General features: G+C 65.5%; 20 protein-coding genes and 1 pseudogene. 5 read left to right on the top strand and 16 right to left on the bottom strand.

What is annotated here, in order from left to right:
• The first annotated feature begins 67 nt into the window (after nt 1-67).
• The 4 genes from addB (at nt 68) to FOM02_RS01145 (ending at nt 8,263) form a co-directional block, all read left to right on the top strand.
• Complete coding sequence (gene addB / locus FOM02_RS01160) at nt 68-3,214, top strand: double-strand break repair protein AddB (protein ID WP_027563885.1); 3,147 nt, start codon at nt 68-70, stop codon at nt 3,212-3,214.
• Complete coding sequence (gene addA / locus FOM02_RS01155; protein WP_027563884.1) at nt 3,208-6,717, top strand: double-strand break repair helicase AddA; 3,510 nt, start codon at nt 3,208-3,210, stop codon at nt 6,715-6,717. Before addB ends, addA begins: the two co-directional genes overlap by 7 nt.
• A gap of 67 nt (nt 6,718-6,784) precedes the next feature.
• Nucleotides 6,785-7,105 carry a thioredoxin gene (trxA, locus tag FOM02_RS01150; RefSeq protein WP_008540017.1) on the top strand — a complete coding sequence of 107 codons (321 nt, stop codon included), beginning with the start codon at nt 6,785-6,787 and terminating at the stop codon, nt 7,103-7,105.
• A 144-nt stretch (nt 7,106-7,249) separates the two neighbouring features.
• Entirely contained in the window at nt 7,250-8,263 is a 1,014-nt protein-coding gene (locus tag FOM02_RS01145) for an ATP-dependent DNA ligase (protein WP_027563883.1), read from the top strand.
• On the opposite strand, the gene FOM02_RS01140 is transcribed toward FOM02_RS01145, so the two are convergent.
• From FOM02_RS01140 to FOM02_RS01080, 12 genes and pseudogenes are all read right to left on the bottom strand, one after another.
• Nucleotides 8,264-9,004, bottom strand: a complete 741-nt coding sequence (locus FOM02_RS01140) for a metallophosphoesterase family protein (protein ID WP_027563882.1) — start codon at nt 9,002-9,004, stop codon at nt 8,264-8,266.
• A 142-nt stretch (nt 9,005-9,146) separates the two neighbouring features.
• A pseudogene (locus FOM02_RS01135) lies at nt 9,147-10,489 on the bottom strand (bifunctional folylpolyglutamate synthase/dihydrofolate synthase).
• On the bottom strand, nt 10,486-11,427 hold the full coding sequence (gene accD, locus FOM02_RS01130) for an acetyl-CoA carboxylase, carboxyltransferase subunit beta (protein WP_027563880.1): 942 nt from the start codon (nt 11,425-11,427) through the stop codon (nt 10,486-10,488). Before accD ends, FOM02_RS01135 begins: the two are co-directional and overlap by 4 nt.
• A gap of 175 nt (nt 11,428-11,602) precedes the next feature.
• On the bottom strand, nt 11,603-12,439 hold the full coding sequence (trpA, locus tag FOM02_RS01125; RefSeq protein ID WP_027563879.1) for a tryptophan synthase subunit alpha: 837 nt from the start codon (nt 12,437-12,439) through the stop codon (nt 11,603-11,605).
• Nucleotides 12,436-13,653, bottom strand: a complete 1,218-nt coding sequence (gene trpB, locus FOM02_RS01120) for a tryptophan synthase subunit beta (protein WP_027563878.1) — start codon at nt 13,651-13,653, stop codon at nt 12,436-12,438. Before trpB ends, trpA begins: the two co-directional genes overlap by 4 nt.
• The gene (locus FOM02_RS01115; protein ID WP_027563877.1) at nt 13,650-14,309 is read right to left on the bottom strand and encodes a phosphoribosylanthranilate isomerase; all 660 of its coding nucleotides are present in this window, start codon (nt 14,307-14,309) and stop codon (nt 13,650-13,652) included. The genes trpB and FOM02_RS01115 overlap by 4 nt, the downstream gene beginning before the upstream one ends.
• Nucleotides 14,310-14,374: 65 nt before the next feature.
• Complete coding sequence (locus tag FOM02_RS01110; protein ID WP_027563876.1) at nt 14,375-14,767, bottom strand: lipopolysaccharide assembly protein LapA domain-containing protein; 393 nt, start codon at nt 14,765-14,767, stop codon at nt 14,375-14,377.
• A gap of 71 nt (nt 14,768-14,838) precedes the next feature.
• The gene (locus FOM02_RS01105; protein ID WP_008539997.1) at nt 14,839-15,144 is read right to left on the bottom strand and encodes an integration host factor subunit beta; all 306 of its coding nucleotides are present in this window, start codon (nt 15,142-15,144) and stop codon (nt 14,839-14,841) included.
• 172 nt (nt 15,145-15,316) lie between these two features.
• A complete protein-coding gene (sppA, locus tag FOM02_RS01100; RefSeq protein WP_027563875.1) occupies nt 15,317-16,297 on the bottom strand; it encodes a signal peptide peptidase SppA in 981 nt (326 codons plus the stop codon).
• An 899-nt stretch (nt 16,298-17,196) separates the two neighbouring features.
• Nucleotides 17,197-18,720, bottom strand: a complete 1,524-nt coding sequence (locus FOM02_RS01090) for an AMP-binding protein (RefSeq protein ID WP_027561593.1) — start codon at nt 18,718-18,720, stop codon at nt 17,197-17,199.
• A 56-nt stretch (nt 18,721-18,776) separates the two neighbouring features.
• A complete protein-coding gene (locus tag FOM02_RS01085; protein ID WP_027561594.1) occupies nt 18,777-19,907 on the bottom strand; it encodes a DUF5938 domain-containing protein in 1,131 nt (376 codons plus the stop codon).
• Nucleotides 19,908-19,945: 38 nt separating this feature from the next.
• The gene (locus tag FOM02_RS01080) at nt 19,946-20,749 is read right to left on the bottom strand and encodes an SDR family NAD(P)-dependent oxidoreductase (RefSeq protein ID WP_027561595.1); all 804 of its coding nucleotides are present in this window, start codon (nt 20,747-20,749) and stop codon (nt 19,946-19,948) included.
• 280 nt (nt 20,750-21,029) lie between these two features.
• Here FOM02_RS01080 and FOM02_RS01075 point away from each other — a divergent pair, with 280 nt between their 5' ends.
• Nucleotides 21,030-21,668, top strand: coding sequence for a TetR/AcrR family transcriptional regulator (locus FOM02_RS01075; protein WP_035730566.1), 639 nt, complete (start codon nt 21,030-21,032; stop codon nt 21,666-21,668).
• A gap of 24 nt (nt 21,669-21,692) precedes the next feature.
• Here the strand turns inward: FOM02_RS01075 and FOM02_RS01070 are convergent, their stop codons facing one another.
• The 4 genes from FOM02_RS01070 to rpoN all read right to left on the bottom strand — a co-directional run bounded on the left by FOM02_RS01070 (nt 21,693) and on the right by rpoN (nt 26,053).
• Entirely contained in the window at nt 21,693-22,805 is a 1,113-nt protein-coding gene (locus tag FOM02_RS01070; RefSeq protein ID WP_027561597.1) for a tetratricopeptide repeat protein, read from the bottom strand.
• A 123-nt stretch (nt 22,806-22,928) separates the two neighbouring features.
• Nucleotides 22,929-23,390 (bottom strand): PTS IIA-like nitrogen regulatory protein PtsN, encoded by a 462-nt coding sequence (gene ptsN / locus FOM02_RS01065; protein ID WP_008141251.1) that lies wholly within the window; start codon nt 23,388-23,390, stop codon nt 22,929-22,931.
• Between the two features lie 252 nt (nt 23,391-23,642).
• Complete coding sequence (hpf, locus tag FOM02_RS01060) at nt 23,643-24,254, bottom strand: ribosome hibernation-promoting factor, HPF/YfiA family (RefSeq protein WP_027561598.1); 612 nt, start codon at nt 24,252-24,254, stop codon at nt 23,643-23,645.
• A gap of 170 nt (nt 24,255-24,424) precedes the next feature.
• Nucleotides 24,425-26,053 (bottom strand): RNA polymerase factor sigma-54, encoded by a 1,629-nt coding sequence (gene rpoN, locus FOM02_RS01055; RefSeq protein ID WP_027561599.1) that lies wholly within the window; start codon nt 26,051-26,053, stop codon nt 24,425-24,427.
• Nucleotides 26,054-26,096: the final 43 nt, after the last annotated feature.

The raw sequence follows: 26,096 nt of genomic DNA, 5'->3' as shown, positions 1-26,096 counted from the left end.
CGCTCCCAGCCCATGACCGTTCGCGCCCGCCTCCCTATATTGCCGTGATCTCCGAATCAGGCAGCCCATGCGCGTCGTCAGCGTTCCCCTCTCAGTTCCATTCCTGCGCACGGTCGTCTCGAGCCTGCTCGACGGCCGGCTGGTCGATGGATTCGAGGCGCGCAAGGAACCGGCGCGGCTGGCCGACGCGACGCTGTATTTGCCGACACGGCGCGCCATGCGCGTCGTCCGCGAGATCTTCCTCGACGAGATGAAGGCCGATGCCGTGGTGCTGCCGCGCATCGTCGCGCTCGGTGACATCGACGAGGACGAGCTCGCTTTCGCCGACGAAGGCGAGCAGTTTTCGGGCCTGGCGCCGCTCGACATTCCGCCGCGGCTCGGCGAGCTGGAACGGCGGCTGACACTGGCGCAGCTCGTCGCGGCGTGGGCCAAGGGCCCGGTGCTGTCGCCGCTGGTTGTCGGCGGGCCCGCCTCGACGCTGGCGCTGGCCGGCGATCTCGCGCGGCTGATCGACGATATGGTCACGCGCGGAATCGACTGGAGCGCGCTCGACGGGCTCGTGCCTGACATGCTCGACCGCTACTGGCAGCATTCGCTCGAATTTTTGCGCATCGCCCGCATCGCCTGGCCTGGGCATCTGGCCGAGATCAACCGCATCGAGCCCGCGGCGCGGCGCGACCTCTTGATCGCTGCCGAAGCAAGGCGCCTGACCGCACATCCTCATGGCCCCGTCATTGCGGCCGGTTCGACCGGCTCGATGCCCGCCACCGCAAAATTCCTGCATGCGGTCGCTTCGCTGCCGCATGGCGCGGTCGTGCTGCCGGGCCTCGACACCGATCTCGACGACGATGCCTGGCGCACCATCGGCGGCGTGCGCGATTCGCTCGGCAAGTTCGCCGAGCATCCGGCCTCGAACCATCCACAATATGCCATGCACGCGCTGCTGGATCGCTTCGGCATCAAGCGCAGCGACGTCGAGATCCTGCAGCCGCCGGCGGACGGCGGCCGCGATCTGCTCGCCTCCGAATCGATGCGGCCGTCGGCCAAGACCGAAGTCTGGCACGATCGGCTGAAGCAGCCGGATGTCGCCGCGAAGATCGCCGGCGGCATGAAAAACCTCGCGGTGGTCGAAGCCCCCAATCCCGAGATGGAAGCGCTCGCGATCGCCATTGCGATGCGCGAGGCGCGGCATCTCGATAAGTCCGCAGCGCTGGTGACGCCGGATCGCGCGCTGGCGCGGCGGGTCATGGCGGCACTGACGCGATGGAATCTCGATTTCGACGATTCCGGCGGCGACGTGCTGATGGAAACCTCCGCCGGCGTCTTTGCACGCCTGGTGGCGGAAGCCGCGACCAAGGGACTGGAACCGCCGACGCTGCTGGCGATGCTGAAACATCCGCTGTGCCGGCTCGGCCGCGCGCCCAGCGCGTGGAAGATGGCGATCGAGAGCCTTGAGCTCGCGGTGCTGCGCGGCACGCGCCCGCCTGCGGGCACGGGCGGCCTCTTGCGCGAGTTCAATCGCTTTCGCGACGAGCTGACAAAGCTGTGGCGTAGCGAGCTCTCCGCACTCCACAAGGCCGAGCCGCGCGCACGTCTCAAGGCCGAAGACCTCGATCGTATCCAGACGCTGATCGACACCTTGCAGAAGGCCTTGGCGCCGATCGAGAGCCTCGCATCGTCAAAGCCATTCGACTTTGCCGAGCTCGCGCACCGGCATCGCGAGATCATGATCGAGCTGTCGCGCGACGAGCAGGGCATTCCGCTCGCCTTCGAGGAGCGCGAAGGCCTCGCACTCGCTTCCGCCTTCGACGATCTGCTGCGCGGCGGCACCACCAGCGGACTGATGGTGACGCTGCCTGATTATGCCGACGTGTTCCAGACCGCGTTCAGCGATCGCGCGGTGCGGCGGCGCGACAAGCCGGGCGCGCGCTTGCAGATCTACGGCCCGCTGGAATCGCGTCTGATGCAGGCCGACCGCATCATCGTCGGCGGGCTGATCGAAGGCGTCTGGCCGCCCGCGCCGCGGATCGATCCCTGGCTGAGCCGGCCGATGCGGCATGAGCTGGGCCTCGATCTGCCGGAACGCCGCATCGGCCTCTCCGCGCACGACTTCGCGCAACTGCTCGGCGGCGACGAGGTGATCCTCACCCATTCCGCCAAGGCGGGCGGCGCGCCGGCGGTAGCCTCGCGCTTCCTGCATCGGCTCGAAGCAGTCGCGGGTGACGAGCTCTGGAAGGCCGCCATCCGCGCCGGCGAGAAGTACGTGCAGTTCGCGGGCGCGCTCGACCAGCCCGCCGAGGTCAGGCCGATCAAGCAGCCCGAGCCGCGGCCACCGCGCGCGACGCGGCCGCTGAGCATGTCGGTGACCGCGATCGAAGACTGGCTGCGCGACCCCTACACGATCTACGCAAAATACATCCTGCGGCTCGATGCGCTCGATCCCGTCGACATGCCGCTCTCGGCCGCCGACCGCGGCTCGGCAATCCATGATGCGATTGGCGAGTTCACGGAGCAATATACGACGCGCCTGCCCGACGAACCCGCCCGCGTGTTGCGCGCGATCGGCGAGAAGCATTTTGCGCCGCTGATGGAACGGCCCGAGGCGCGGGCGCTGTGGTGGCCGCGTTTCCAGCGCATCGCGCGCTGGTTCGGCGAATGGGAGACCGCGCGGCGCGATGCGATCGGCTCAATCACGGCGGAGACGCGCGGCGAGATCTCGATCACGCTCGACAACAACCGCAGCTTCCGCCTCTCCGCCCGCGCCGACCGCATCGAGCGGCGCCAGGGCGGCGGCTATGCCATCCTCGACTACAAGACCGGCCAGCCGCCGACCGGCAAGCAGGTCCGCATGGGCCTGTCGCCGCAGCTCACGCTGGAGGCCGCGATCCTGCGCGAGGGCGGTTTCCCCGAGATCGACGCCGGTTCGTCCGTGAGCCAGCTCGTCTATGTGCGCCTCAGCGGCAACAATCCGCCCGGGGAGGAGCGCATCCTCGAGCTCAAATACAAGCCGGGCGACGAGCCGCAGCCGCCGGACACCGCAGCTGCGGAAGCGCGGGCCAAGCTGGAGGCGCTGATCCGCGCGTTCGAGGACGAGAACCAGCCCTACACCTCGCTGAACCTGCCGATGTGGACCAACCGCTACGGCGCCTATGACGATCTCGCCCGGATCAAGGAATGGTCCGCGGCCGGCGGCCTGGGGATCGAGGAATGGTAAAGCTGCCTCGCCCGATTCCCGACGAGGTGCGCGCGCGTCAGGCGCGTGCGTCGGATCCCACTGCGTCGGCCTTCGTGTCGGCCAATGCCGGCTCGGGCAAGACGCATGTGCTGGTGCAGCGCGTGATCCGTCTGTTGCTGTCGGGCGTGCCACCGGAAAAGATCCTCTGCATCACCTTCACCAAGGCCGCCGCCGCCAACATGGCCGAGCGCGTGTTCACCACGCTTGGTCATTGGGTGACGCTCGACGATACCGGCCTCGATGCCGCGATCCGCGCCGTCGGCATCCCCCACCCCGATCGCAAATTGCGGCGCGACGCGCGAAAACTGTTTGCCTGCGCGCTGGAGACGCCGGGCGGACTGAAGGTGCAGACCATCCACGCGCTGTGCACCCGCCTGCTGCAGCAGTTTCCATTCGAGGCCAACGTGCCGGCACGCTTCGCCGTGATCGACGAGCGCGACCAGACCGACATGATGGAGCGCGCCAACCTGAAGGTGCTGCTGGAGGCCGCACGCGACCCGGAGACTGTCACCGGCCGCGCGCTGCTGACGGCGATGGCGAGCGCCGCCGACGTCACCTTCAAGGAGGTCGTTCGCGAGGCGTGCCTGAGCCGCGACCATTTCATGGCCTGGACCGACGAGGCCGGCAACGCTGAAGCCGCTTCCGCGCAGATGGCGGCGGTTCTGGGCGTCGATGCCAGCGACCGCATCGAGGACGTCGAGACGGAGATTCTCGACGGCCCGTTCCTGCCGCGCTCGCGCTGGGACGACATCGCCTTTGCGCTGGAGGATGGCAGCAAGTCCGACAACGACCAGGCCAGCCGCCTCCGCGAGGCAAAAGTGTTCTCCGGCGCGGCGCAGGTCGATGCCTATCTCTGCGTCTTCCTCACCGACGAGAAGCTGTCGCGCAAGGCGGTGCTGACCAAGAAGTTCGGTGAGCACAATCCGTCCGTCGCGCGCCTGTTCGAGAACGAGGCGCAACGCCTCGCTGGACTGATCGAGAAGCGCCGCGCGGTGACCATGCGCGACCGCACCGCGGCGCTCCTGCATATCGCGACTGCCGCCGCGGCAAACTACCGCCGCGAGAAGCAGGAACGCGGCCTGCTCGACTACGACGACCTCATCGACAAGACGCTGGCGATGCTGAACCGCGTCTCCTCGGGCTGGGTGCACTACAAGCTCGACCGCGGCGTCGATCATGTCCTGATCGACGAGGCCCAGGACACCAGCCCGCGGCAATGGGACATCGTCGCGCACATCATCTCGGAGTTCACGGCCGGCGAAGGCGCGCGCGAGGGACTGAACCGCACGGTCTTCGCCGTCGGCGACGAGAAGCAGTCGATCTTCTCGTTCCAGGGGGCTGACCCACACGAATTCGATACGCGCAAGCGGGAGCTAGGCCGCAGATTCACCGCTGCAGGGCTGAAGTTCGATCCAGTCGCCTTCACCTATTCGTTCCGCTCGGGCGCCGCGATCCTGCACTCGGTCGATCACGTCTTCCGCGAGCCCCAGATCTACAAGAGCATCCATTCGGTCGACATTGGCCAGCCTCTGCACAATTCGCTCGCCGACGCCGGACCCAGCGTGATCGAGCTGTGGGACCTTGCGGAGGCCGACGACCGGCAGGAGATCGAGGGCTGGCGCGCGCCGTTCGATGGCGTTGCCGCCACTAGCCCCGAAGTCAAGCTCGCGCGCCGCATCCAGACCGAGATCAAGCGGCTGGTCGAGAGCGGCACGCTGACCGGGCACGCAGGCGAGCGCCGTCCCTTGCGTTACGGCGACATGCTGATCCTGGTGCGCCGGCGCGGCAATGCGTTCGATGCGGTGATCCAGGCGCTGAAGCACGCTGGTGTCCCGGTCGCCGGCGCCGACCGGCTCAAGCTCACCGAGCACATCGGCATCATCGACCTGATGAATCTTGCGGACGCGCTGCTGCTGCCGCAGGACGATCTCGCGCTCGCGGTCGCGCTGAAGAGTCCGCTGTTCGGGCTCGACGACGACGATTTGTTTCAGCTCGCCCATGGCCGCAAGGGACCGCTGCGCCGCGCGCTCGGCGAGCATGCGGCTGGAAGCGAGAAGTTCACGACGGTGCAGCGGCGCCTGGAAGCCTGCGAAATCCGTGCCCGCGAGGAGACGCCGTTCGCGTTCTACGCCTGGCTGCTCGGCGGCGACGGCGGGCGCGCGCGCATCCTGCGCCGGCTCGGCCATGAGGCCAACGACGCGCTCGACGAATTCCTGGAGCTGGCGCTGAACTATGAGCGCAAGGCGCCGGCTTCGCTGCAGGGTTTTATGGCCTGGCTGCGCTCGGCCGACACCGAGGTGAAGCGCGACATGGAGATTTCGCGGGACGAGGTGCGGGTGATGACCGTGCACGGCGCCAAGGGCCTCGAGGCCTCGGTCGTGTTCATGGTCGACACCACGTCGTCGCCCGCGGACTCGCAGCGGGTCCGGCTGATCCACGTGCCGCGCGGCAATGGCGGCGAGGTGGTGGTCTGGGCTGGGCGCAAGGCAGACGATCCCAAGCCCGTCGCAGACGCGCGCAAGGCGATGCTGGAAGAAACCGAGGACGAATATCGCCGCCTGCTCTATGTCGCGATGACGCGCGCGGCCGACCGGCTGATCGTCGGCGGATGCATGCCCGGCAACATGCGGACGGTGCGGAAGCTGAGCTGGTACGACCTGATCGACACCGGGCTCACCGGCTCGGGTCTTGCCAAGGAGACAGTCGAGACGCCGCTCGGCAAGGTGACCCGATTCGCGCGGCCCGAGGATGTCGCTGCGCTCGGCACGCCGGCGACGGCCGTGGACCAGTCCATCGCATTGCCGGATTGGCTGCGGACACCGGCGCCCGGCGAAACCGCCGACGACGATCCCGTGCGCCCCTCCGGCCAGTCGGCCGAGGAAGGCCGCTCGGTGCGATCAGGCGAATCGGTCCAGTCCCGCGCGCTGGCATTGCAGCGCGGCACGCTGGTGCATCGACTGCTGCAATCCCTGCCCGACATTGCCACCGAGCGCCGGCGCGAGGCCGCGCTCGGCTTCATGGCGCGCAACGCCTCGGACTGGACGGAGGGCGATCGCATCGCGCTCGCCGACAAGGTGCTCGCCTTGATCGCCGAGCCGCGCTTCGCCCCAGTCTTCGCCGCCGGCAGCCGGGCGGAGGTTGCCATCGTCGGCAAGCTCGAACGGCCGGGCCGGCCGCCGGCGCTGGTGTCGGGCCAGATCGACAGGCTGGTCGTGCGTCCGGATGAGGTTCTGATCGTCGATTTCAAGACCAACCAGGCCGCGCCCAAGAGCGCGGCTGAGGCGCCGGCGGCCTATGTCCGGCAGCTTGCCCTTTACCGGGCGGTGCTGGCCCGGCTTTATCCCCAAAAGCCCATCCGGGCCGTCCTGCTCTGGACCGAGGCCCTTGAATATATGGAGATTTCGGCCCCCGCGCTGGACGCGGCGCTGGCATCCCTTCATCTCGGTGTGAGCGTCCTTGACCCGGCAAGGGGCCGTTCATAGGTTGACGCCATGATCCCGGGCGCGATTCCCATCCGCGCCGATTCTTTCAACCGAGTGAGGTACTCCAATGGCCGTTAGCAAGGTTTCCGACGCCGATTTCGAAGCCGAAGTGCTCAAGGCGAACGGCCCCGTGGTCGTCGATTTCTGGGCCGAATGGTGCGGCCCCTGCCGCATGATCGCCCCCGCCCTCGACGAGATCGCCGGCGCGATGGGCGACAAGGTCAAGATCGTGAAGCTCAATGTCGACGAGAGCCCGAAGACCGCGTCCAAGTACGGCGTGATGTCGATCCCGACCCTGATGATCTTCAAGGGCGGCGAGATGGCCTCCCGCCAGGTCGGCGCGGCGCCGAAGGCGAAGCTGCAGCAGTGGATCACCTCCGCGGTCTGATCCACCCGAGCCGCTATTATTTTCGACAACGGCCGGCGAAATGCCGGCCGTTTGCGTTGACGGGACGTGTCTTGCGTATGACGAGTCCCACCCTTGCCCGCCCCTCCCAAAAAACGCCCGGGAAAATCCACCTCGCTCGTCGCGATGGAGGCGAAGTCGGTCGATGCCATCCCGCGCAGCAAGGAGTGGCAGTACGAGCCGAAATGGGATGGCTTTCGCTGCCTGCTGTCGCGTGATGGCGGCAGCATCGATCTGCGCTCGAAATCCGGCGAGGACCTCGCGCGCTATTTTCCCGAGATCGTCAGCGCTGCCTTGAAGCTGAGAGCGGACCCGTTCACGCTCGACGGCGAGATCGTGGTGCCGCAGGGCAAGGGCTTTTCCTTCGACGCGCTGCTGCAGCGGATTCATCCCGCCGCAAGCCGCGTGACGAAGCTCGCGCAGGAGACGCCGGCGCTGTATCTCACCTTTGATCTGCTCGCGACAGCCAGGGAGAAGCAGCTTGCCGGAAAGCCGCTGAGCGAGCGGCGGCCGGCGTTGGAAGCATTTGCCAAGGCCCATCTGAAGGGCAGCATCTTCCGCCTCTCGCCGACGACGCCGAGCTACGCCACCGCGAAAAAATGGCTGGCGCAATCCGGCGGCGGCTCGGACGGCGTCATCGCCAAGCGCGTCGACCTGCCCTATCAGGCGGGAAACCGCGACGGCATGCAGAAGATCAAGAAATTCCGCAGCGCCGATTGCGTGGTCGGCGGCTTCCGCTACGCCACCAACAAGCTCGCCGGCCGCAAGGTGGTCGGCTCGCTGCTGCTCGGACTCTATGACGACAAAGGGCTACTGCATCATGTCGGCTTTACCTCGGCGATCAAGACCGCGGCAAAGCCTGCTCTGACCGATCGGCTGGAGGCGTTGATCGGCGAGCCCGGCTTCACCGGCAACGCGCCGGGCGGGCCGAGCCGCTGGTCCACCGAGCGCTCCGCAAAATGGTGCCCGCTCAAGCCAAAGCTGGTGATCGAGGTCTGCTACGACCATTTCAGCGGCGAGCGTTTTCGCCACGGCACCTCGATCCTGCGCTGGCGCCCCGACAAGGCACCGCGGCAATGCAATTTCGATCAGTTGAAACAGAAGGTGGCCGATCCGATGAAGCTGTTGAAGTACCCGTAGCTATTTGATCCAGCCCGTCGCCAGCGCGTTCGCCAACTCCGCCTGGCCATTGCGGCGTGCGAGCGCGGCCATCGTCTCGTGATCGTACGCGACGTGGCGGAACGTCACCTGCCAGGCGCCGTTAGAGAGTTCGAGGATCGCATAGCGCGCGTGCGGCGTGCCGGCTTCGACGACATGCGGGAACGGATGCTTGTCGCGATAGCCGGGGCTACCGACGCTGCCGGGATTGACGATCAGCCGGCCGTCGCGCAAGCGCACCGCGCGGGCGAGATGGGTGTGAGCGCAGAGGATTAGCGGCAGCGTGACGCCTTGCGCGAGCTGCTCGATGCGGTCCAGCGGCGATAGCGCCACCGTGCCATCGGGATGCACGGTGTCGAGCCAGTAGACTTCATCGTTGTCAGGCGTTGCGTGGCAGAGGAACACCTGATCGCGAAACACCCGCGTCATCGGCTGCGCGCGCAGCCAGTCGAGCTGCACCGCATTGAGCTGTGCATGCGCGGGGCGGTCCCACGAGCCCATCTTTTCCGGCGGACGGTCGAGCAGATAGCGGTCGTGATTGCCGAGCACGTGGACGGCGTCGAGCTTCATCAATATCTCGATGGTCCGACGCGCATCGAGCGGTCCGCTCAGCATGTCGCCGAGATTGACGATGTCGGTGATATCGAGGGCGCGGATGTCGGCGAGCACCGCCTCCAGCGCGAGATAGTTTCCGTGGACGTCGGCAATCGCGGCAAAACGCATTGTTGTCCTCACTCTCGTGCGCCGGACGCGGCGCAGCACATCAGTGGTGCGCTGCTGAGCCGGGGGCCATGTCGCGGCATGCTGAGTCCCGGTTCAGCGGAGCAGCGTTGCACGCTGCACCGCGTCCGGGACACGAGACCGACTATGCAGGAGGCGTGCCGTTGATGGCGAGCACGTGCCCGGCGAGATAGAGCGAGCCGGTGATCAGGATGCGCGGGGGCACCTCGTAAGCCAGCTTCGCCAGGGCGCGGAGCGCAGGCTCGATGCCGGGCGCGGGCTCGACCCGCATGCCGAGGCTGCGCGCCGCATCGGCGAGGCGGTCGACCGGCATCGATTTTCGGTATCGGGGATCGGCACCGCGATGATGTGACGGGTGAGGCCGGCGAAATTGGCGAGAAAGCCCAGCGCGTCCTTGTTGGCCATCATGCCGGCGATCACGACCAGCGGCCGCGACACGCGCTCTTCGAGATCGCCGAGAGCGGCGGCCGCAACGCGTCCGCCTTCGGCATTGTGGCCGCCGTCGAGCCAGATCTCCGAACCCTGCGGCCCCCAAGGAAGCAGCGCGCCCGTGGTGATGCGCTGCATCCGCGCCGGCCATTCCGCACCGACGATGCCGGCCTCGAATGCCGCGTGATTGATCCTGAAATTCGGGATCGCGCGCAGCGTCGCGATCGCAAGGCCTGCATTGTCGAACTGGTGGCGGCCGAACAGGCGCGGTGCGGCGAGATCCATCAGGCCGCGCTCGTCGGAATAGACCAGGCGTCCGTGCTCGACATTGACGTGCCAGCTCTCGTTCGCGGCAAACAGTGGCGCGCGCATGCGCTTGGCTTGCGCCTCGATCACGGCCATCGCCTCGCCCATCTGCTCGGCGCAAATCACGGGCACGCCGCGCTTGATGATCGCTGCCTTCTCAGCGGCGATCGACGTCAGCGTGTCGCCGAGGAAATCCATGTGGTCCATGCTGACCGGCGTGATCACGCAGGCCGCTGGCGCGTCGATCACGTTGGTCGAATCGAGCCGGCCGCCGAGGCCGACTTCGAGCAGCACGACATCGGCCGGGTTCTGCGCGAAGAGAAGGAAGGCGGCAGCGGTCTTCAGCTCGAACACCGTTGCGGCCTCGCCGGCATTGACGCGTTCGACCTCTTCCAGCGCCGCGCGCAGCTCGTCGTCGCCGACGAGCGCGCCGCCACCGACGCGACCAAGGCGAAAACATTCGTTGATGCGGACGAGATAGGGCGAGGTGTAGGCGTGGACGCGCAGGCCGGCGGCTTCCAGCGTCGCGCGCAGATAAGCGAGCGTCGAGCCCTTGCCGTTGGTGCCGGCGATGTGGATCACCGGCGGCAGCTTGCGCTCGGGGTGTCCGAGCCGCTCGAGCAGGCGGTGCATCCGCTCAAGGCCCAGATCGATGCGCTTCTGATGCAGGGCCGACAGCCGCCCGATCAACGCGTCGAGCGACGGCTTTGCGTTATCAGCGGACGCGTTCACGCGTGGGGCGCAGCCGGCGCTGTCTCAGCGGCCGACACGATCTGCGCGGGGCTGACGATTGGCTGCACCGCTTTCGAGGCGCCATCTTGCGCCGGCGCCTTGGTCAGCAGGCGGCAGAGCCGCGCCAGGGTCGGACGCAGCTCGTGGCGATGCACGACCATGTCGACCATGCCGTGCTCCTTCAGATATTCGGCGCGCTGGAAACCCTCCGGCAGTTTCTCGCGGATGGTCTGCTCGATCACGCGTGCGCCGGCAAAACCGATCAACGCGCCGGGCTCGGCGATCTGCACGTCGCCCAGCATGGCGTAGGACGCGGTGACGCCGCCGGTGGTCGGGTTGGTCAGCACGACGATATAGGGCAGCTTTGCCTCGCGCAGCATCTGCACCGCGACCGTGGTGCGCGGCATCTGCATCAGCGACAGGATGCCTTCCTGCATGCGGGCACCGCCAGATGCGGCGAACACGATGAACGGCGACTTCTTCTCGACCGCAAGCTCGAGCCCGCGCACGATGGCCTCGCCCGCGGCCATGCCGAGCGAGCCACCCATGAAATCGAAATCCTGCACGGCGACGACGACGGCCGCGCCCTCGAGCTTGCCGTAGCCAACCTTGATCGCGTCGTTGAGGTTGGTCCGCGCCCGCGCATCCTTGATGCGGTCGACATACTTCTTCTCGTCGCGGAACTTGAGCGGATCGGGCGTCACGTCAGGCAACGCGACATCGAACCAGGTCTCGTTGTCGAAGATCGACTTCAGACGCGCCACCGCGCCCATGCGCATGTGGTAGTTCGAGCCGGGGATGACGAACTGGTTGGCCTCGACGTCCTTGTAGAACACGAGCTGTCCGGAATCCGGGCACTTGATCCACAAATTCTCCGGCGTCTCCCGCCGCAGCATGTTGCGGATCTTCGGCCGGACCACATTGGTAAGCCAGTTCATGGTTTGCTCCGATGTGCGAGCCCGCCTCGCGGGATCGCCTGAAAGGATATATGGCGGCCGGGCCACTGCCCGGCAAGCCGCCGTGTCGTCCGCGTTAGAGCATGATCCGGAAAAGTGTGAAGCGGCTTTCCGACAAGATCATGCTCAAACTAAAGAGCTAAAGCGGAATTATGGCCTATTCGGCCGCCTGTTTCGCGCCCTTGACGCCCTGGGCCAGGGCTGCCGTCAGCTCAGCCACGGCGTTAACGGTTTTGGCGGTCGCCCGCCCCTCGGCATCGAGGCTGTTCTTGAGCGCATCGACCAGCGCAGTGCCGACCACCGAACCATCGGCCTTCTCGGCAATGGCGCGCGCCGCCTCCGGCGTGCGGATGCCAAAACCAACGCAGATCGGCAGCTTGGTATGCCGCTTGATGCGCGCGACAGCTGCACCGACGGCATTGGCGTCCGCCGCCGCTGCACCGGTGATGCCGGCGATGGAGACGTAATAGACAAAGCCTGATGTGTTCGCGAGCACCGCGGGCAGGCGCTTGTCGTCGGTGGTCGGGGTCGCCAAGCGAATGAAGTTCAAGCCCGCCTTCAGCGCAGGAATGCAGAGCTCGTCATCTTCCTCCGGCGGCAAATCGACGATGATGAGGCCGTCGACGCCGGCCGTCTTGGCATCAGCCAAAAACTTATCGACCCCGTAAATGTAGATCGGATTGTAATAGCCCATCAGCACCAGCGGCGTGACGTTGTCGTCCTTGCGGAAGTCGCGCACCAGCTCCAGCGTCTTCTTCAAGGTCATGCCGTTTTTGAGCGCGCGCAGACCTGCCGCCTGAATCGAGGGACCATCCGCCATCGGATCGGTGAAGGGAATGCCGAGTTCGATGACGTCGGCGCCTGCCTTGGGCAGCGCCTTGACGATATTGAGCGAAGTCGTGAGATCGGGATCGCCGGCCATCACATAGGTGACGAAGGCCGAGCGCCCCGCTTTTTTCAGCTCGGCGAAACGGGTGTCGATACGCGTGGTCACTTGCTCTTGCCCCTCAGGATGTCGCCGACCTGCGGGACGTCCTTGTCGCCGCGGCCGGAGAGATTGACGACCATCAGGTGGTCTTTCGGCCGCTTCGGTGCGAGCTCCATCACCTTGGCGATGGCGTGCGCGGGCTCGAGCGCGGGGATGATGCCTTCGAGACGCGACAGCAGCTGGAACGCGGCGAGCGCCTCGTCGTCGGTCGCGGAGAGATAATTGACGCGGCCGATCTCGTGCAGCCAGGAATGCTCGGGGCCGATGCCGGGATAGTCGAGGCCGGCCGAGATCGAATGCGCGTCCTGGATCTGGCCGTCTTCATTCATCAAGAGATAGGTGCGGTTGCCGTGCAGCACGCCGGGACGGCCGCCCGCGATCGAAGCCGCATGCAGCTGCGTCAGCCCATGACCGGCGGCTTCGACGCCAAAGATCTCGACGGAGGGATCGTCGAGGAACGGATGGAACAGGCCCATCGCGTTCGAGCCGCCGCCGATGCAGGCGACCAGCGAATCCGGCAGGCGACCCTCGATCTCCTGCATCTGGGTCTTGGTCTCGTTGCCGATGATCGACTGGAAGTCGCGCACCAGCGTCGGATAGGGATGCGGACCCGCGACCGTGCCGATGCAGTAGAACGTGTTGTGCACGTTGGTGACCCAGTCGCGCAACGCCTCGTTCATGGCGTCCTTCAGCGTGCGCGTGCCCGACTGCACCGGAAACACCTTTGCGCCCAGCATCTCCATGCGGATGACGTTGGGCTGCTGCCGCTCGACGTCGACGGCGCCCATATAGACGACGCATTCGAGGCCGAAGCGCGCGCACAGCGTCGCGGTCGCGACACCGTGCTGGCCGGCGCCGGTCTCGGCGATGATGCGCTTCTTGCCCATGCGCCGCGCCAGCATGATCTGGCCGAGCACGTTGTTCACCTTGTGCGAGCCGGTGTGGTTGAGCTCTTCGCGCTTCAGGTAGATCTTGGCGCCGCCCAGATGTTCGGTGAGACGCTCGGCGAAATAGAGCGGCGAGGGCCGGCCGACATAGTTCTTGAGATAGCCGTTCATCTCGGCCTGGAAGCCTGGATCGGCCTTGGCCGCGGTGTAGGCCTTCTCCAGATCGAGGATCAGCGGCATCAGGGTTTCGGCGACGAAGCGTCCGCCGAAGATGCCGAAATGGCCGCGCTCATCGGGCCCGCTGCGGTAGGAGTTTGGTTTGGCGATGTTCATCGTACGCTCAACTCTTGAGTGGCGCGCGCGGCGCGAATGAAGGCCTCGATCAGCTGCGGATCCTTGACGCCGGGTGCGCTCTCGACACCGGAGGAGACGTCGACGCCGCCGGCGCGGGTGACGCGGACCGCTTCGGCGACGTTGCCGGCATCGAGCCCGCCCGAGACCATGTAGGGCAATTTCAGATCGAGATTTTCCAGCAGGTGCCAGTCGAACGGCGCGCCCAGGCCGCCGGGCCGGGTCGCATCCTTCGGCGCCCGCGCATCGAACAGGATGCGGTCGGCGACTGCGGCATAGCCGGGCAGCACGGCGAGATCGGCGGCGGTTGCGACCGGCACCGCCTTCATCACCGGGCGGCCGAACCGCTGCTTGATGTCGCGCAGCCGCGCCACGCTCTCCTTGCCATGCAGCTGCAAGATGTCCGGCGACAGCGCATCCATGATGTTGTCGAGCGTGGCGTCATCGGCATCGACGGTGAGCGCGACCTTGAGCGCGCGACGCTTCACCTGGCGGCCGAGGTCACGGCCGGCTTCCAGCGACAGATGCCGCGGCGACGGCGGAAAGAACACGAACCCCACCATGTCGGCGCCGGCGTCGAGCGCGACGTCAAGCGTCTCGCGCGTGGACAGGCCGCAGATTTTGACGAGCAGGGACATGGTCTCAAAGCGGGTAGCGGCCGCAAGGGGCGGCCGGGAAACGGGTTTTTCGGTCGGGGCCGCTTCTACAACGTCGCGCGCTGCTTGTCTCGCCCGATAGGCCCGTAAAGGCCCACCCCCGAGGGGACGGGGAGGCGCTGGGATTCGGGCTTTGCGGCGGCCATTTGGGCCCGCAGATCGGCCAGCTCGACCCGGGCAGCCCGTGCATCCGCATCGTTCCGTCGCGCCGCGCGGCGCCAGCGCCGCTGGCCGAACCAGACCGCACAGCCGCCGGCGACGACCCCGATGGCGGCCACCAGGATCAGCAGCAGGAACAGCGGCAGCGTCACCGCGAAGGACGGATCGTCGGTGACGAAGGGATCGAAGGAGACCGTGACGAAGTGCCGGTTGGCGACGGCGAAGGTCACCAGGATCAGGCCCAGCGGAATCACGATCAGCGCGGTCAGGAACTTTCGCATCGCGATCGCTCGTCTTGAATCAAGCTTGCTGCCGCATCATGCGGCCGTTCGGTTAAGCGCCGACGACAGCCTTAGTCTGCAGCGCCGGGATCCGGATGGTCGCGGTTCAACCGCTCGCGCATTTCCTTGCCGGTCTTGAAGAACGGAACGCTCTTCTGGTCGACGGGCACATGGGCGCCGGTGCGCGGATTGCGCCCGGCGCGTGCAGGGCGATGCTTGACCGAGAAGGCACCGAAACCGCGCAGCTCGACGCGGTCACCGCGCGCGAGGGCCGCTACGATCTCTTCGAGAATCGCATTCACAATGTTCTCGACATCCCGCTGGTACAGATGCGGGTTGTGCTCGGCGATACGCTGAACAAGTTCGGATTTGATCATCGAGAGATAGGACCCGGAAGCGTGCGGATGACCATTTCCGTGAAAATACTGTGATCTGTCAAGACGCTAAATCAAGGTTGAGTGTCGGGAAAATACGTGACAAATGCCGGAAAAGCGGGCTGACGGGCCACCCGCCAGACGGGAAAATCCTCTAGACCTCGCCCGGTTCCCGTCAATTCGACGCCGCCGGCTGCCACAGGGCCAGCATTCCATCCATTCCGACCCGATCCACGGCCTGTATCACCCCAGTTTGCCCGATCTGATGCGCAATCGCGCCTAAACCAAGCGCTTCCAGCGTCACAGCGGCTGCAGTCTTGAGGAATGGCAGATCGCTAAAGCGCGGCTGGAGCTTGTAATCGCGCACCGAAAGACCCTTCTTGACGCCTTTCTGCTCGACCAGCCAGGTCACCGCCGTCTTCTCATCGCCGATCTGATCGATCAGCTTGAGATCGATCGCCTGGCGTCCGGTGAAGACGCGGCCGTCAGCGACTTTTTCCAGCTGCGTGTCATCCATGCCACGCCGGTCCTTCACCAGGCCCTTGAACCAGGCATAGGAATCCTTCACCAGCGCATCGAGCGCGGCCCGCGCCTCAGGGCTGGTCGGCTCAAAACCGTTCGGCGCGGCCTTCAGCGGCGAGGATTTGACCTCCTCGACCTTGACGCCGATCGTCTTCAGGAGCTCGGCGACGTTGGGATACTGGAACAGCACGCCGATCGAGCCGACCAGCGAGCTTTGCTGCGCGATGATGTGGTCGCTCGCGATCGCGGTGATGTAGCCGCCGGAGGCGGCGAGACCCTCGACCACGACGACGAGCGGCTTCTTCGCCTTGAGCCTCACGAGCGAATCGTAGAGCTGCTCGGAGCCGGCGGTGGTACCGCCCGGCGAGTTGATGTGAACGATGACGGCGGCGGCCTGCGAGTTCTCCAGCCGCTCCAGCGCCTGCGTGCGGTCGGAGTCGCTGCGGATCAGGCCTTCGATCTGCACCCGCGCGATCGACCCGGCGGATGCGAAGGTGCCGCGCGCGCCGGGCGTTGCGACCATCGCGAAGCCCGCAATCGCAGCGATCGCGATCAGCGCGGCCATCACGCGCCAGAACGTCAGCTTGCGGCGGATCCTGCGGCGATCGACGATGATGTCCGAATCGAGCGACATCGGAATATCTCCAAATGAAAGGCGCGTCCAAGTGAAAGGCCTGGCGCGTTGTGCCGTCACAGCGTGACGATTGGCTTATCTCGATACATCAATTGCGGCGCAATTTGAAGAAATGAAGGCTGTGCGGCGGTGTAGCCCGCACGCTGCCACATACCCGCCGTCGTCCCGGACAAGTGCAGCGAAGCGGAGCGCCGATCCGGCAACTGTTATGTTGGGTTGGCTTTCAGGTACGGCTTTCTGTCACGCATCATTTTGCGCATGATCTTTTCGGAAAACCGCTGCGCACTTTTCCGGATCATGCTTTAGCCTTTAGGAGATATCGCGGCGAACGCGCATATCGTTGAATACATGGTCAAACTCGAACCGGCGGCGGCGTGGACGGATTTTCTGGTCGCGGCACGGAGCAGGAAGCGTGAGGCCACCGGTCACCCGACCGTCATTCCGGGCACGCGACCCCATGCTGCCGGAGCGATCGAAGCCGGCGCACGCCGCTCTCGCGTCATTTTAAAAAACCAAGCCCTTCGCGCGCCGTTTCCACGGCCCATTTGTCGGTCGGCGGCAGCGCGAGCACGCTGTTGAAATCCGGGGCTGCTGCTAGACGGTGGTGCCGGCTTTACGCCGAGCTGTTCGCTCGCGTAACCGAGGCCGGACACGATCGCATCGTCTGCGAAGTGAATCGGCAGCCGGCGAACCGGCGTCGGATGCGTTTCACGCCGCTCTGGGATTTGCCGAGGTCGGCAGCGCCAACATCCACAATGGCAGCAAGACGGTGCGCTATCTCTCGCGCACCCTCTGACCACACTCAAAGAAAGCGGTTGGGCGGCCTTGGGCCGCAGTTGTGGCCGACAGTACCGAACAGGATCGCCTACGCCTCGCGCGAGGCGCACGGGCAAGCCCAATCAGGTCAATCGCGCACGGATGTCCGGTTTCAGGACCTTTCCGACCTTTGAGCGCGGAAGATCGTCCCAGACCTCGATCTGCTTCGGCGTCTTGACGCTGCCGATCTGTTCCTTGACAAAGGCGGCGAGCACCGCGGGGTCAATCCGCTGGCCGGCGCGGGGCTGCACCACGGCCACGATCCGCTCGCCCCACTTCGGATCGGGCAGCCCGATCACGGCGCAATCCTGCACCGCCTCATGCGCCCGCAGCGCGTTCTCGACCTCGATCGAGTAGACGTTGAACCCGCCGGTGATGATCATGTCCTTGGCGCGATCGACGATATAGAGGTAGCCGTCGTCGTCGATGTAGCCGATGTCGCCGGTGTGGTGCCAGCCATGCGCGGAGGCCTCCGCCGTGGCCTCGGGATTCTTGTAGTAGCCCTGCATCACCAGCGAGCCGCGGACCACGATCTCGCCGCGCGCGCCTGATGGCAGCAGGTTGCCGTCGCCATCCATGATGCCGGCCTGCACCAGCGGGCTGATCCGCCCGGCCGAAGCGAGGCGCTCCATCGCGATGGTGCCGTCGGCATTGTAATGCTCATCTGGCGCCATCATCGAGATCATCATCGGCGCTTCGGTCTGACCGAACAACTGCGCCATAGGCCCGATACGCCGGAGCGCCTCCGCAAGCCGCGCGGCCGAGATCGGCGCCGCGCCATACCAGAAGCATTGCAGCGAGCCGAGGTTGGCGGAGCCGAGCTTGGGATGATCGAGCAGCATGTAGATCACCGTCGGCGGCAGGAAGGTGTGCGTGACGCCGTAGCGCTCGATCAGATCGAGGAATTCGGCAATGTCGGGGTGATGCATGATCACGATGCGGCCGCCGAGCGCCATGATCGGGAAACACAGCACGCCGGCCGCGTGGGTCAAGGGCGCGAGCGCGAGATAGACCGGACGGCCCTTGAAGGGATAGCCCATCAGCGTCAGGGCCGTCATGGCCTCGATGTTGCGGCCCGACAGCATGACCCCCTTCGGCTTGCCGGTGGTGCCGCCCGTGCCGGGAATCATCGCGAGATCGTCGACCGTCTCGCGTTGATAGGGGTCGTCGGAAAGGCCGGCGAGCCAGCCGTCGAACGATGGCGCGAAGGGCAACTCAGCATCGAGGCAGACGAGGGCGCGCAGCTTCGGCAGCTCTGCACGCACCGCTTCGACCATCGGCGCGAAGCTTGAATGAAACAGCAGCAGGCTGCAGTCGAATTGGTCGAGGATGATCCGGTTTTCGGCCGCCTCGTTGCGCGGATTGATCGGGCACCAGACCGAGCCAGCGCGGGAAAGGCCGAACACGCACGCAAAGGCGACAGGATCGTTGCCGGAGAGGATTGCGACCTTCTCGCCGGCGGCAATCCCCGAACGCGCGAGCCCGCGCGCGATGCGATAGCTGAGCTGCTGCACCTCGCCATAGCTGAGGTCGCGCCCATCCATGGTGAGGCACGGCGCATCCGGGCCGAGCGAGGCACCTTTGTCCAGGTAATCGATGAAGCGCATGGTCGCCCCCGAAGTGGCAGCGGGTGACGCGACAAGCCGCGCCCCCCGCGATCTAGTTAATCGTGTACGGTCAGAACAGGCTTGCTGACCAGACCAAAACTGCGCAATTGCCCGAGCAGCTCGTGATGGCCGAACGCCTGGCAGCCGGAGGCGAAGCCCACGCGCTTGGGCGGCTGCTGCAGCAGGTGCGCCGCGGCATAGGCCTGCAGCAGGCCGGTCTGCTTGTAATTGCTGTTGCCGTTGATGACGCAGTGCGCGCGCCCCAGCGGGCCGGAGGCATGCACCGAATCCAGCGACTTGTTGACACGCGGGTTCTCGCGCGGCGGCATGGTGTTCATGACGCCGGCGGCGGTCTGCGCCAACGCGGCGTAGCGGTCGTCGGGGTTCATGTCCTTGGTCGCGTCCAGCGCAGCGGCGACGATCTGCGGCACGCCCAGCATCAGTGCGCGGTTGAACACGCCGCCCAACACCTTGACGTTGGCTACGCGCGGATCGCGCTTGAACCACACCGGGTGCGAGGTGCCGCCCCAGGGCAGCGCCAATGCCAACTCATGCTGGCCGGGGATGGCGAGGTTGTAGAGGCCGGCGTCGGGCTGATGTTCGACATATTTGTTCTGCTCCAGATAGTAGGCCTTGGCCATCGCGGCATTGACCAGGATGGTCTGCGTCGAGGCGATGGTCGGGCTGCCGCCCCAGAACACGGCGATATCGAGCGTATCGAGGCCGGGCGTCTCCAGGCACAGCTGCGCGGCGATCTCGCCGGTGGTGTACATCTGTGCGATGCCGGGCGCGAGCAGCAGGCCGGCATTGGCGAACTTGGCGCCCCACTCCTGCTCGAGCGTGATCAGCCAGTCCTGCTCGCCAGTCGTGTCGGTGTAGTGGCATCGGGAAGCCCAGCACGCCTGCACCACCTCGCCGCCGAACCTCGCGAAGGGGCCCACGGTGTTGAGCACCACCGAGGCGCCGTTGAACAACTCCGACAGTGCGCCCACGGTGTGGGGCACTTCCACCACTTCGTAGTCGGCGGTCTCGATGCCGGCGACGTTCGCCTTCATCGCGGCGTTGAGTTTCCCGGCGCTGCGGCCGGCAGCGATGAAGGGAATGTTATACTCGCGTAAGTATTCGCAGACCAGACGGCCGGTGTAGCCGGACGCGCCATAGACGATGACGGGCTTCTTCGCGCTCATTGCGTTCCTCCGAAATGTTCGTTGTCAGGTTTTTTGCCTCACATGCCCATGCCGCCATCGACCGGCAGTCCGATGCCGGTGATGAAGCGCGCCTCGTTCGAGCACAGGAACACCGCGGCGTCGGCGATGTCGCCGACCTCGGCGAGCTTGCCGAGAGGCGTCTGCTCCACCACCGAGCCGACCGCGGCGTTGACGTCGGGCGCAAGACCGATCTTCACGATGTCGTTGGCCAGCTGCATACCCATGTCGGTCGGGATCAGGCCGGGATAGATGCAGTTGACGCGCACGCCATAACCGAGCTTGCCGGCCTCCATCGCGGCGACCCTGGTCATGCGATCGACCGCGGATTTGGTACCGGAATAGACAGCGATGCTCGGGAAGGCGATCGTCGCCGCGACGGAGGCGATGTTGACGACCGCGCCGCCCTTCCCCGCCGCTCCGCCCGGCCGCATCGCGCGGAAGGCGTGCTTCATGCCGAGCACGGTGCCGACGATGTTGACGTCGCACATCCGCCGCGCATCCTCGGCTCTGATCTCGCTGACCAGCGAGGTGATCTCGATGCCGGCATTGTTGATGAGGATGTCGTAGCCGCCGAGGGTGGCGACAGTCTTGGCCACCGCCCGCTCCCATTGTGCGTCGTCGGTGACGTCGAGCTGGACGAAGCCCGTCGCGACATCTTCCTTCGCGATTCCCGCTGCGCTGGCGCGGCCGGCCTCCTCCAGAATGTCGGCGATCATGATCGAGGCGCCGGCGCGCGCCAGCGCCTGCGCGATGGCCGCGCCGATTCCCCGAGCACCGCCGGTGACCAGGGCTTTCCTGCCTGCAAGGCTCTTCCCGCTCATGACGCACTCCTCCGTTGCTGGTGATTGATTCGTGCTGCGTCCATCGACGCGCACCAAGTCGATGGGCGCAGGCCTTTCGGCGGCACCCAGCGAAGCGTTCCTCCATGGCCGGACGTCTTGACGACTGTCCAAATTATTGGCGGGAGCCTCCGCCAGAATCTTGACACTTGTCAAGATCGAATTTGACAGTTGTCTAAGGAAGTGGTTGTGAGGAGGCGGAGCTATTCCGCGGTCGACGCGGTTTAAGCCCTTGAAAAAACGGGACTGAGGAAAGGACGACATGGCGCGGCAGGTGACAGGGGCGGCCCGGCGTGTGGCCGATGCGGCCGAGGTGCTGCGCGACGAGAAGTTCAACGCGCGGCGCATCGAGCTTGCCGAGGCTGCGCTCGAAACCCTCGGAGAGCTCGGCTTCGCCCGCACCAGCCTGCGGGAGATCGCGCAGAACTCGGCGTTCACGCACGGCGTGTTCCACTATTATTTCAGCGACAAGCTCGACCTGATCTGCTGCTGCGTGCGCCACTACAAGGCGAAGTGCGTGACGCGATATGACGAGGTCGTCGCAACGGCAACGAGCCGCGAGGAATTGACGGAGGGCTTCCTCGCCAAGCTCGCAGCAACGCTGCAGAACGAAGCCCGCATGCACCGGCTTTGGTACGATTTGCGCTCGCAGGCGATGTTCGAGGCGGCGTTCCGCAAGGACGTGCTCGAGATCGACAAGAGCCTGGAGGCGATGATCTGGCGCATCGCCTCGCGCTATGCCGAACTCGGCGGCAAGCGGCCGGCGTCGTCACCTGCTGCGCTCTATGCGCTGTTCGACGGCCTGTTCCAGAGCGCGCTGCTCAGGCACCTCGCGGGCGACGAGACGGCGGTTGCTGAACTGCTCGACGAAGTCCGGCGCCTGCTGCCGACGGTGTGCTGACGCGCAAGAGTGACGCCTTCGCCGTCACTTCAAAAAGCCAAGCCCTTCGCGCGCGGTGTCCACGGCCCATTTGTCGGTCGGCGGCAGCGCGAGCACGCTGTTGAAATCCGCGCGCGCATGTTTGGCGTCGGACAGTTTCATATAGAGGATGCCCCGATTGGCCAGGGCGATTTGGTTGTTGGGATCGAGCCGGATTGCCTCGTTGTAGTCGGCGAGCGCACGTTCGTTCTCACCCATGTCGCGAAACGCGGCGGCGCGATTGTTGTAGGCGGCCGAATTTCCCGGCTGCAGCCGAATCGCTTCGTCGAAATCGGCAATGGCACGCTTATCGTCGCCCTTTCTGTGCCAGGCGAGGGCGCGTGCGAGATATGCCTTCTCGAAAGACGGCATGATCCTGGTGACGTCATCGAGCTCGTGGATGGCATTGTCGATGTCGTTCCTTTTCAGGAGAACGATGGCCCGGCAATAGTGGCCGCCGGCATTCCCCGGCTCCAGACGGACGGCGGTGTTGCAGTCGTCGAGAGCCGCGTCGATCTCGCCCTTGTCGAAATGGACGACGCTTCGCAGCTCGTAGGGCCATGCGGCGGCGGGATTGCGCCGCATCGCCTCGTTGTAGTCGGCGACGGCACGATCGGTGTCGCCCTTCCCTGCGTACGCTTCGCCCCTCTTGATGAAAGCAAAATAGGCTTGCTTGGGATTGCGCTCGATGGCCTCGGTGAAACCAGTGATCGCGAGATCGAAATCGCGCTTGTTGAGATATTCGAGGGCGCGGGAGGTGTAGGACGGTCCATAGCCGGGATCGAGGCGAATGGCCTCGTTGTAATCGGCCATGGCATGATCGCGATCGCCTTTCGCCGAATAGGCGCGGCCGCGGCAGTTATAGGCGCGCCCGAAATTCGGATCGATTCGGATCGCAGCGCCGCAATCCTCGAAGGCACGAGTCCAGTCGCGCTTGAGGTAGTAAGCTTCGCCGCGCAGCTCATAGGCAACCGCATTGGTCGGATCGCCCGCGATGATCTCGGTCTTCTCGGCGATGACGCGGTCGTTGGACGCCTCGTCTGCACGGGCCATTGCCGTGGCGCCGATGGTGACAGAACAGAGCAGACCAAAGACCCTGCCGATCGAACGGCACATCATGTCGCAAGATCCTCGCGCCAAACCCGTGCCGAGCGCAGGTGGACATGGTGGCGAAATTTCGCAGCGCCCGGCTGCGAAATAAGTCGCGGACGACGCGGCTCGGGTTCGAATGGAGGAGAGTGCTTACGCCGCCGTTGCCGGCGGCAGGGCCAGCACCGAATAGATCGCCTGGGCATCGCGCGAGGCGCGGAGCTTCTTGGCGATGTCCTGGTCGCGGAGCAGGCGGGCGATGCGGGCGAGAGCCTTGAGGTGATCGGCGCCGGCACCTTCGGGGGCGAGCAGCAGGAAGACGAGATCGACCGGCTGGCCATCCATCGCCTCGAAATCGATCGGGCGATCGAGCCGCGCGAACAGGCCAAAAATCTTTTCCAGCTTGGGCAGCTTGCCGTGGGGAATGGCGACGCCATAGCCGACCGCGGTGGTGCCGAGCTTCTCGCGCTGGAGCAGCACCTCGAACACGGAGCGTTCGTTCTGTCCGGTCAACTCGGCAGCCTTGGCCGCAAGTTCCTGAAGCGCCTGCTTTTTGCTGTTGACCTTCAATGCCGGGAGAATCGCCTCGGGTGCGACCAGATCGGTAATCGGCATGGAAGCTTTCCGAGGTGAATTAAACCGTCAGGTTCCGATTTGGCCAGCGTGGGGATAACCGCGCCGGGCCGGCGTCAAGAAGGTGAAGCAGGAGGGAGACTTAGCCAGTCCCTAGACCCTGATGTGGGGCGCTTCTACTCCAACGCAATCCCGGTGCCAACTCCCGCGTAGGGCTTTGCCCCGGTCATTGTTAAGGGCTGCGGATGGTACGGGGTCCCGGGCCTGCCCCCCTTCTGGCCCCAGTTCCTGGCCCTAGCCACTGGCCTTGCCGTCGGCCTTTCCGCCCGGCGGGTCGATCCAGCCGACATTGCCGTCGGCCCGGCGATAGATGATGTTCACCCGGCCGCTGGAACCATGCTGGAACACCAGGCAGGGCGCCCCGGTCAGGTCCAGTTCCATGACGGCTTCGCTGACCGAGAGCTGCTTCAGGGAGGTGGTGGCCTCGGCGATGATCACGGGGTTGTAGCCGGTGACCTCGTCGTCGTCCTCACCCTCCCCTGGGGCCTCCAGCACGTAAGCGGTGGCGTCGAGGGCAGCCAGCGCCGCAGAGGCGACATGAGCCTTGCGGGCGGAGCGGTCCTTGAGGCGGCTCTTGTAACGCTTGAGCCGCTTCTCGATCATGATCAGCGCCTGGTCGGCACTGGCATAGGCGTCCGGCGCGTTCGAATCGGCCTCCAGCGTAATTCCCGAATCGAGATGCAGCGCACAGTCGGTGCGGAAGCCGAAGCCATCCTTGGACAGCGTGATGTGGCCGGAATAATTGCCATCGAAATACTTGCGCAGGACCTCTTCAGTCCGGTCGGTCACGCGGCCACGCAGGGCCTCGCCGACGCTGACGCTCTTTCCCGAAATCCGAAGAGTCATTGTGATGCCTCGCTTGGTTTGCACCCGGCTACGCTGACGCGTCATCGTAGCTGGGGTTGTTCCCTGCGCATGATCTTTTCGGAAAACCGCCGTACACTTTCCGGATCATGCGCGTGCTTGGATCGGTCGCAATGGGGGGAAGAGAGTAGCGCGATTTCGCGCCAGCGCAATCAGGCCGGTTCGGTGTTGCGGGAGCGGTCGGACAGTGCGTTGGAGAGGACGTTACCAAGGGCGCTCTGCTTGTCGCGGCGACGTTGCACCGAGGACGGGATGCGCATGGCTTCGCGGTACTTCGCGACCGTGCGGCGGGCAATATCAATGCCCGAGGCGCGCAAGCGTTCCACGATGGTATCATCCGACAGGATCGCCGAGGGTTCTTCCGAATCGATCAGCTGCTTGATGTGGTGACGCACCGCTTCAGCGGAGTGCGCTTCGCCGCCGTCGGCCGAAGCGATCGACGCCGTGAAGAAATATTTCAATTCGAATGTGCCGCGATTTGTCGCCATGTATTTGTTGGCGGTGACGCGCGACACCGTGGATTCATGCATCTGGATGGCGTCGGCGACGGCCTTCAGATTCAGCGGCCGCAGATGCGCGACGCCATGGGTGAAGAAGCCGTCCTGCTGGCGCACGATCTCGGTCGCAACCTTGAGGATGGTGCGGGCGCGCTGGTCGAGCGCGCGCACCAGCCAGGTCGCATTCTGCAGCGCGTCGGTGAAATAGGACTTGTCGCCGTCCTTACCGATCTTCTTCGATAGCTCGGAATAGTAGGTCTGGTTGACAAGCACGCGCGGCAAGGTGTCGCTGTTGAGCTCGACATGCCAGCCGCCATCGGGACCCGGACGGACATAGACGTCGGGCACCATGGTCTGCAAACGGGCCGAGCCGAATTTCATGCCGGGCTTGGGATTGAGCCGGCGGATCTCGCCGATCATGTCGGCGATGTCCTCGTCGTCGACGCCGCAGAGCTTGCGCAAGCTCGCGATGTCGCGCTTGGCCAGCAGATCGAGATGCTCGACCAGGGCCTGCATCGCGGGATCGTAGCGGTCGAGCTCGCGGAGCTGGATCGCGAGGCATTCGCTCAGATTGCGCGCGCAGACGCCCGGCGGATCGAATTTTTGCAGCACGGCAAGGACGTCCTCGACGTCTTTTTGCGATGCGCCAAGACGCTCGGCAGCCTGGCCGAGATCGGGTGGCAGATAGCCGGCCTCGTCGACGAGGTCGATCAGGTACTGGCCGATCATCCGCTGCGCCGGCGCGGTGAAGGCAACCGAGAGCTGCTCGGCGAGATGGTCCGACAGCGTCATCTCGGCGGCGACGAAGGCTTCGAGATTGTAGTCCTCGTCGCCGGAGGCGCCGCCGCCCCACTCGGTGTAGACGCTCGGCGCGGCGTCCTGCGCGTTGCGCGCGGCGGCCTCGGCCGGCTCCTCGGAGAAGACGTTGTCGAGGCCCGTGTCCAGGGTCTGCTCGATCTCGGCGCGGGTGCCGAGATCCTTGCTCATCCATTCTTCCTGGCCGGGCTCGAAAGCGTCGCCGCTGCCGCCAAAGCCGTCACTGTCGCCCTGGCTGCCTGAATCTTCGCCATCGTGGTCGCTGAACTGGCCGGCCTCGGCCGGGGTCTCGCCGCCGGGGGCCTCGTCATTGGCCCGCTCCAGCAGGGGGTTACGCTCGAGTTCCTCCTCCACGAAGGTCGTGAGATCGAGATTGGACAATTGCAGCAGCTTGATCGCCTGCATCAGCTGCGGCGTCATGACCAGCGACTGCGATTGCCGGAACTCTAATCTCTGCGTAAGCGCCATGAAGCAAGAACCGATCCAAAAAGTTGGTCCGATTTTTGCTTAT

The organism is Bradyrhizobium sp. SEMIA (genome assembly GCF_014844175.1).
Lineage (GTDB): Bacteria > Pseudomonadota > Alphaproteobacteria > Rhizobiales > Xanthobacteraceae > Bradyrhizobium > Bradyrhizobium arachidis.
The sequence above is the reverse complement of the archived record's forward strand: the minus strand, read 5'-3'. Positions and strand labels throughout refer to the sequence as shown.

Coding starts and splice junctions, on each gene's coding strand:
- FOM02_RS01145 (WP_027563883.1), top strand. CDS start 7,250: ATGGAGGCGAAGTCGGTCGATGCCATCCCGCGCAGCAAGGAGTGGCAG.
- FOM02_RS01140 (WP_027563882.1), bottom strand. CDS start 9,004: ATGCGTTTTGCCGCGATTGCCGACGTCCACGGAAACTATCTCGCGCTG.
- FOM02_RS01075 (WP_035730566.1), top strand. CDS start 21,030: ATGGCGCGGCAGGTGACAGGGGCGGCCCGGCGTGTGGCCGATGCGGCC.
- FOM02_RS01115 (WP_027563877.1), bottom strand. CDS start 14,309: ATGTCCCTGCTCGTCAAAATCTGCGGCCTGTCCACGCGCGAGACGCTT.
- accD (WP_027563880.1), bottom strand. CDS start 11,427: ATGAACTGGCTTACCAATGTGGTCCGGCCGAAGATCCGCAACATGCTG.
- FOM02_RS01090 (WP_027561593.1), bottom strand. CDS start 18,720: ATGCGCTTCATCGATTACCTGGACAAAGGTGCCTCGCTCGGCCCGGAT.
- addB (WP_027563885.1), top strand. CDS start 68: ATGCGCGTCGTCAGCGTTCCCCTCTCAGTTCCATTCCTGCGCACGGTC.
- hpf (WP_027561598.1), bottom strand. CDS start 24,254: ATGACTCTTCGGATTTCGGGAAAGAGCGTCAGCGTCGGCGAGGCCCTG.
- rpoN (WP_027561599.1), bottom strand. CDS start 26,053: ATGGCGCTTACGCAGAGATTAGAGTTCCGGCAATCGCAGTCGCTGGTC.
- addA (WP_027563884.1), top strand. CDS start 3,208: ATGGTAAAGCTGCCTCGCCCGATTCCCGACGAGGTGCGCGCGCGTCAG.
- trpB (WP_027563878.1), bottom strand. CDS start 13,653: ATGAACATCGCCAAACCAAACTCCTACCGCAGCGGGCCCGATGAGCGC.
- FOM02_RS01085 (WP_027561594.1), bottom strand. CDS start 19,907: ATGAGCGCGAAGAAGCCCGTCATCGTCTATGGCGCGTCCGGCTACACC.
- ptsN (WP_008141251.1), bottom strand. CDS start 23,390: ATGCCGATTACCGATCTGGTCGCACCCGAGGCGATTCTCCCGGCATTG.
- FOM02_RS01080 (WP_027561595.1), bottom strand. CDS start 20,749: ATGAGCGGGAAGAGCCTTGCAGGCAGGAAAGCCCTGGTCACCGGCGGT.
- FOM02_RS01105 (WP_008539997.1), bottom strand. CDS start 15,144: ATGATCAAATCCGAACTTGTTCAGCGTATCGCCGAGCACAACCCGCAT.
- trxA (WP_008540017.1), top strand. CDS start 6,785: ATGGCCGTTAGCAAGGTTTCCGACGCCGATTTCGAAGCCGAAGTGCTC.
- FOM02_RS01070 (WP_027561597.1), bottom strand. CDS start 22,805: ATGATGTGCCGTTCGATCGGCAGGGTCTTTGGTCTGCTCTGTTCTGTC.
- FOM02_RS01110 (WP_027563876.1), bottom strand. CDS start 14,767: ATGCGAAAGTTCCTGACCGCGCTGATCGTGATTCCGCTGGGCCTGATC.
- sppA (WP_027563875.1), bottom strand. CDS start 16,297: ATGTCGCTCGATTCGGACATCATCGTCGATCGCCGCAGGATCCGCCGC.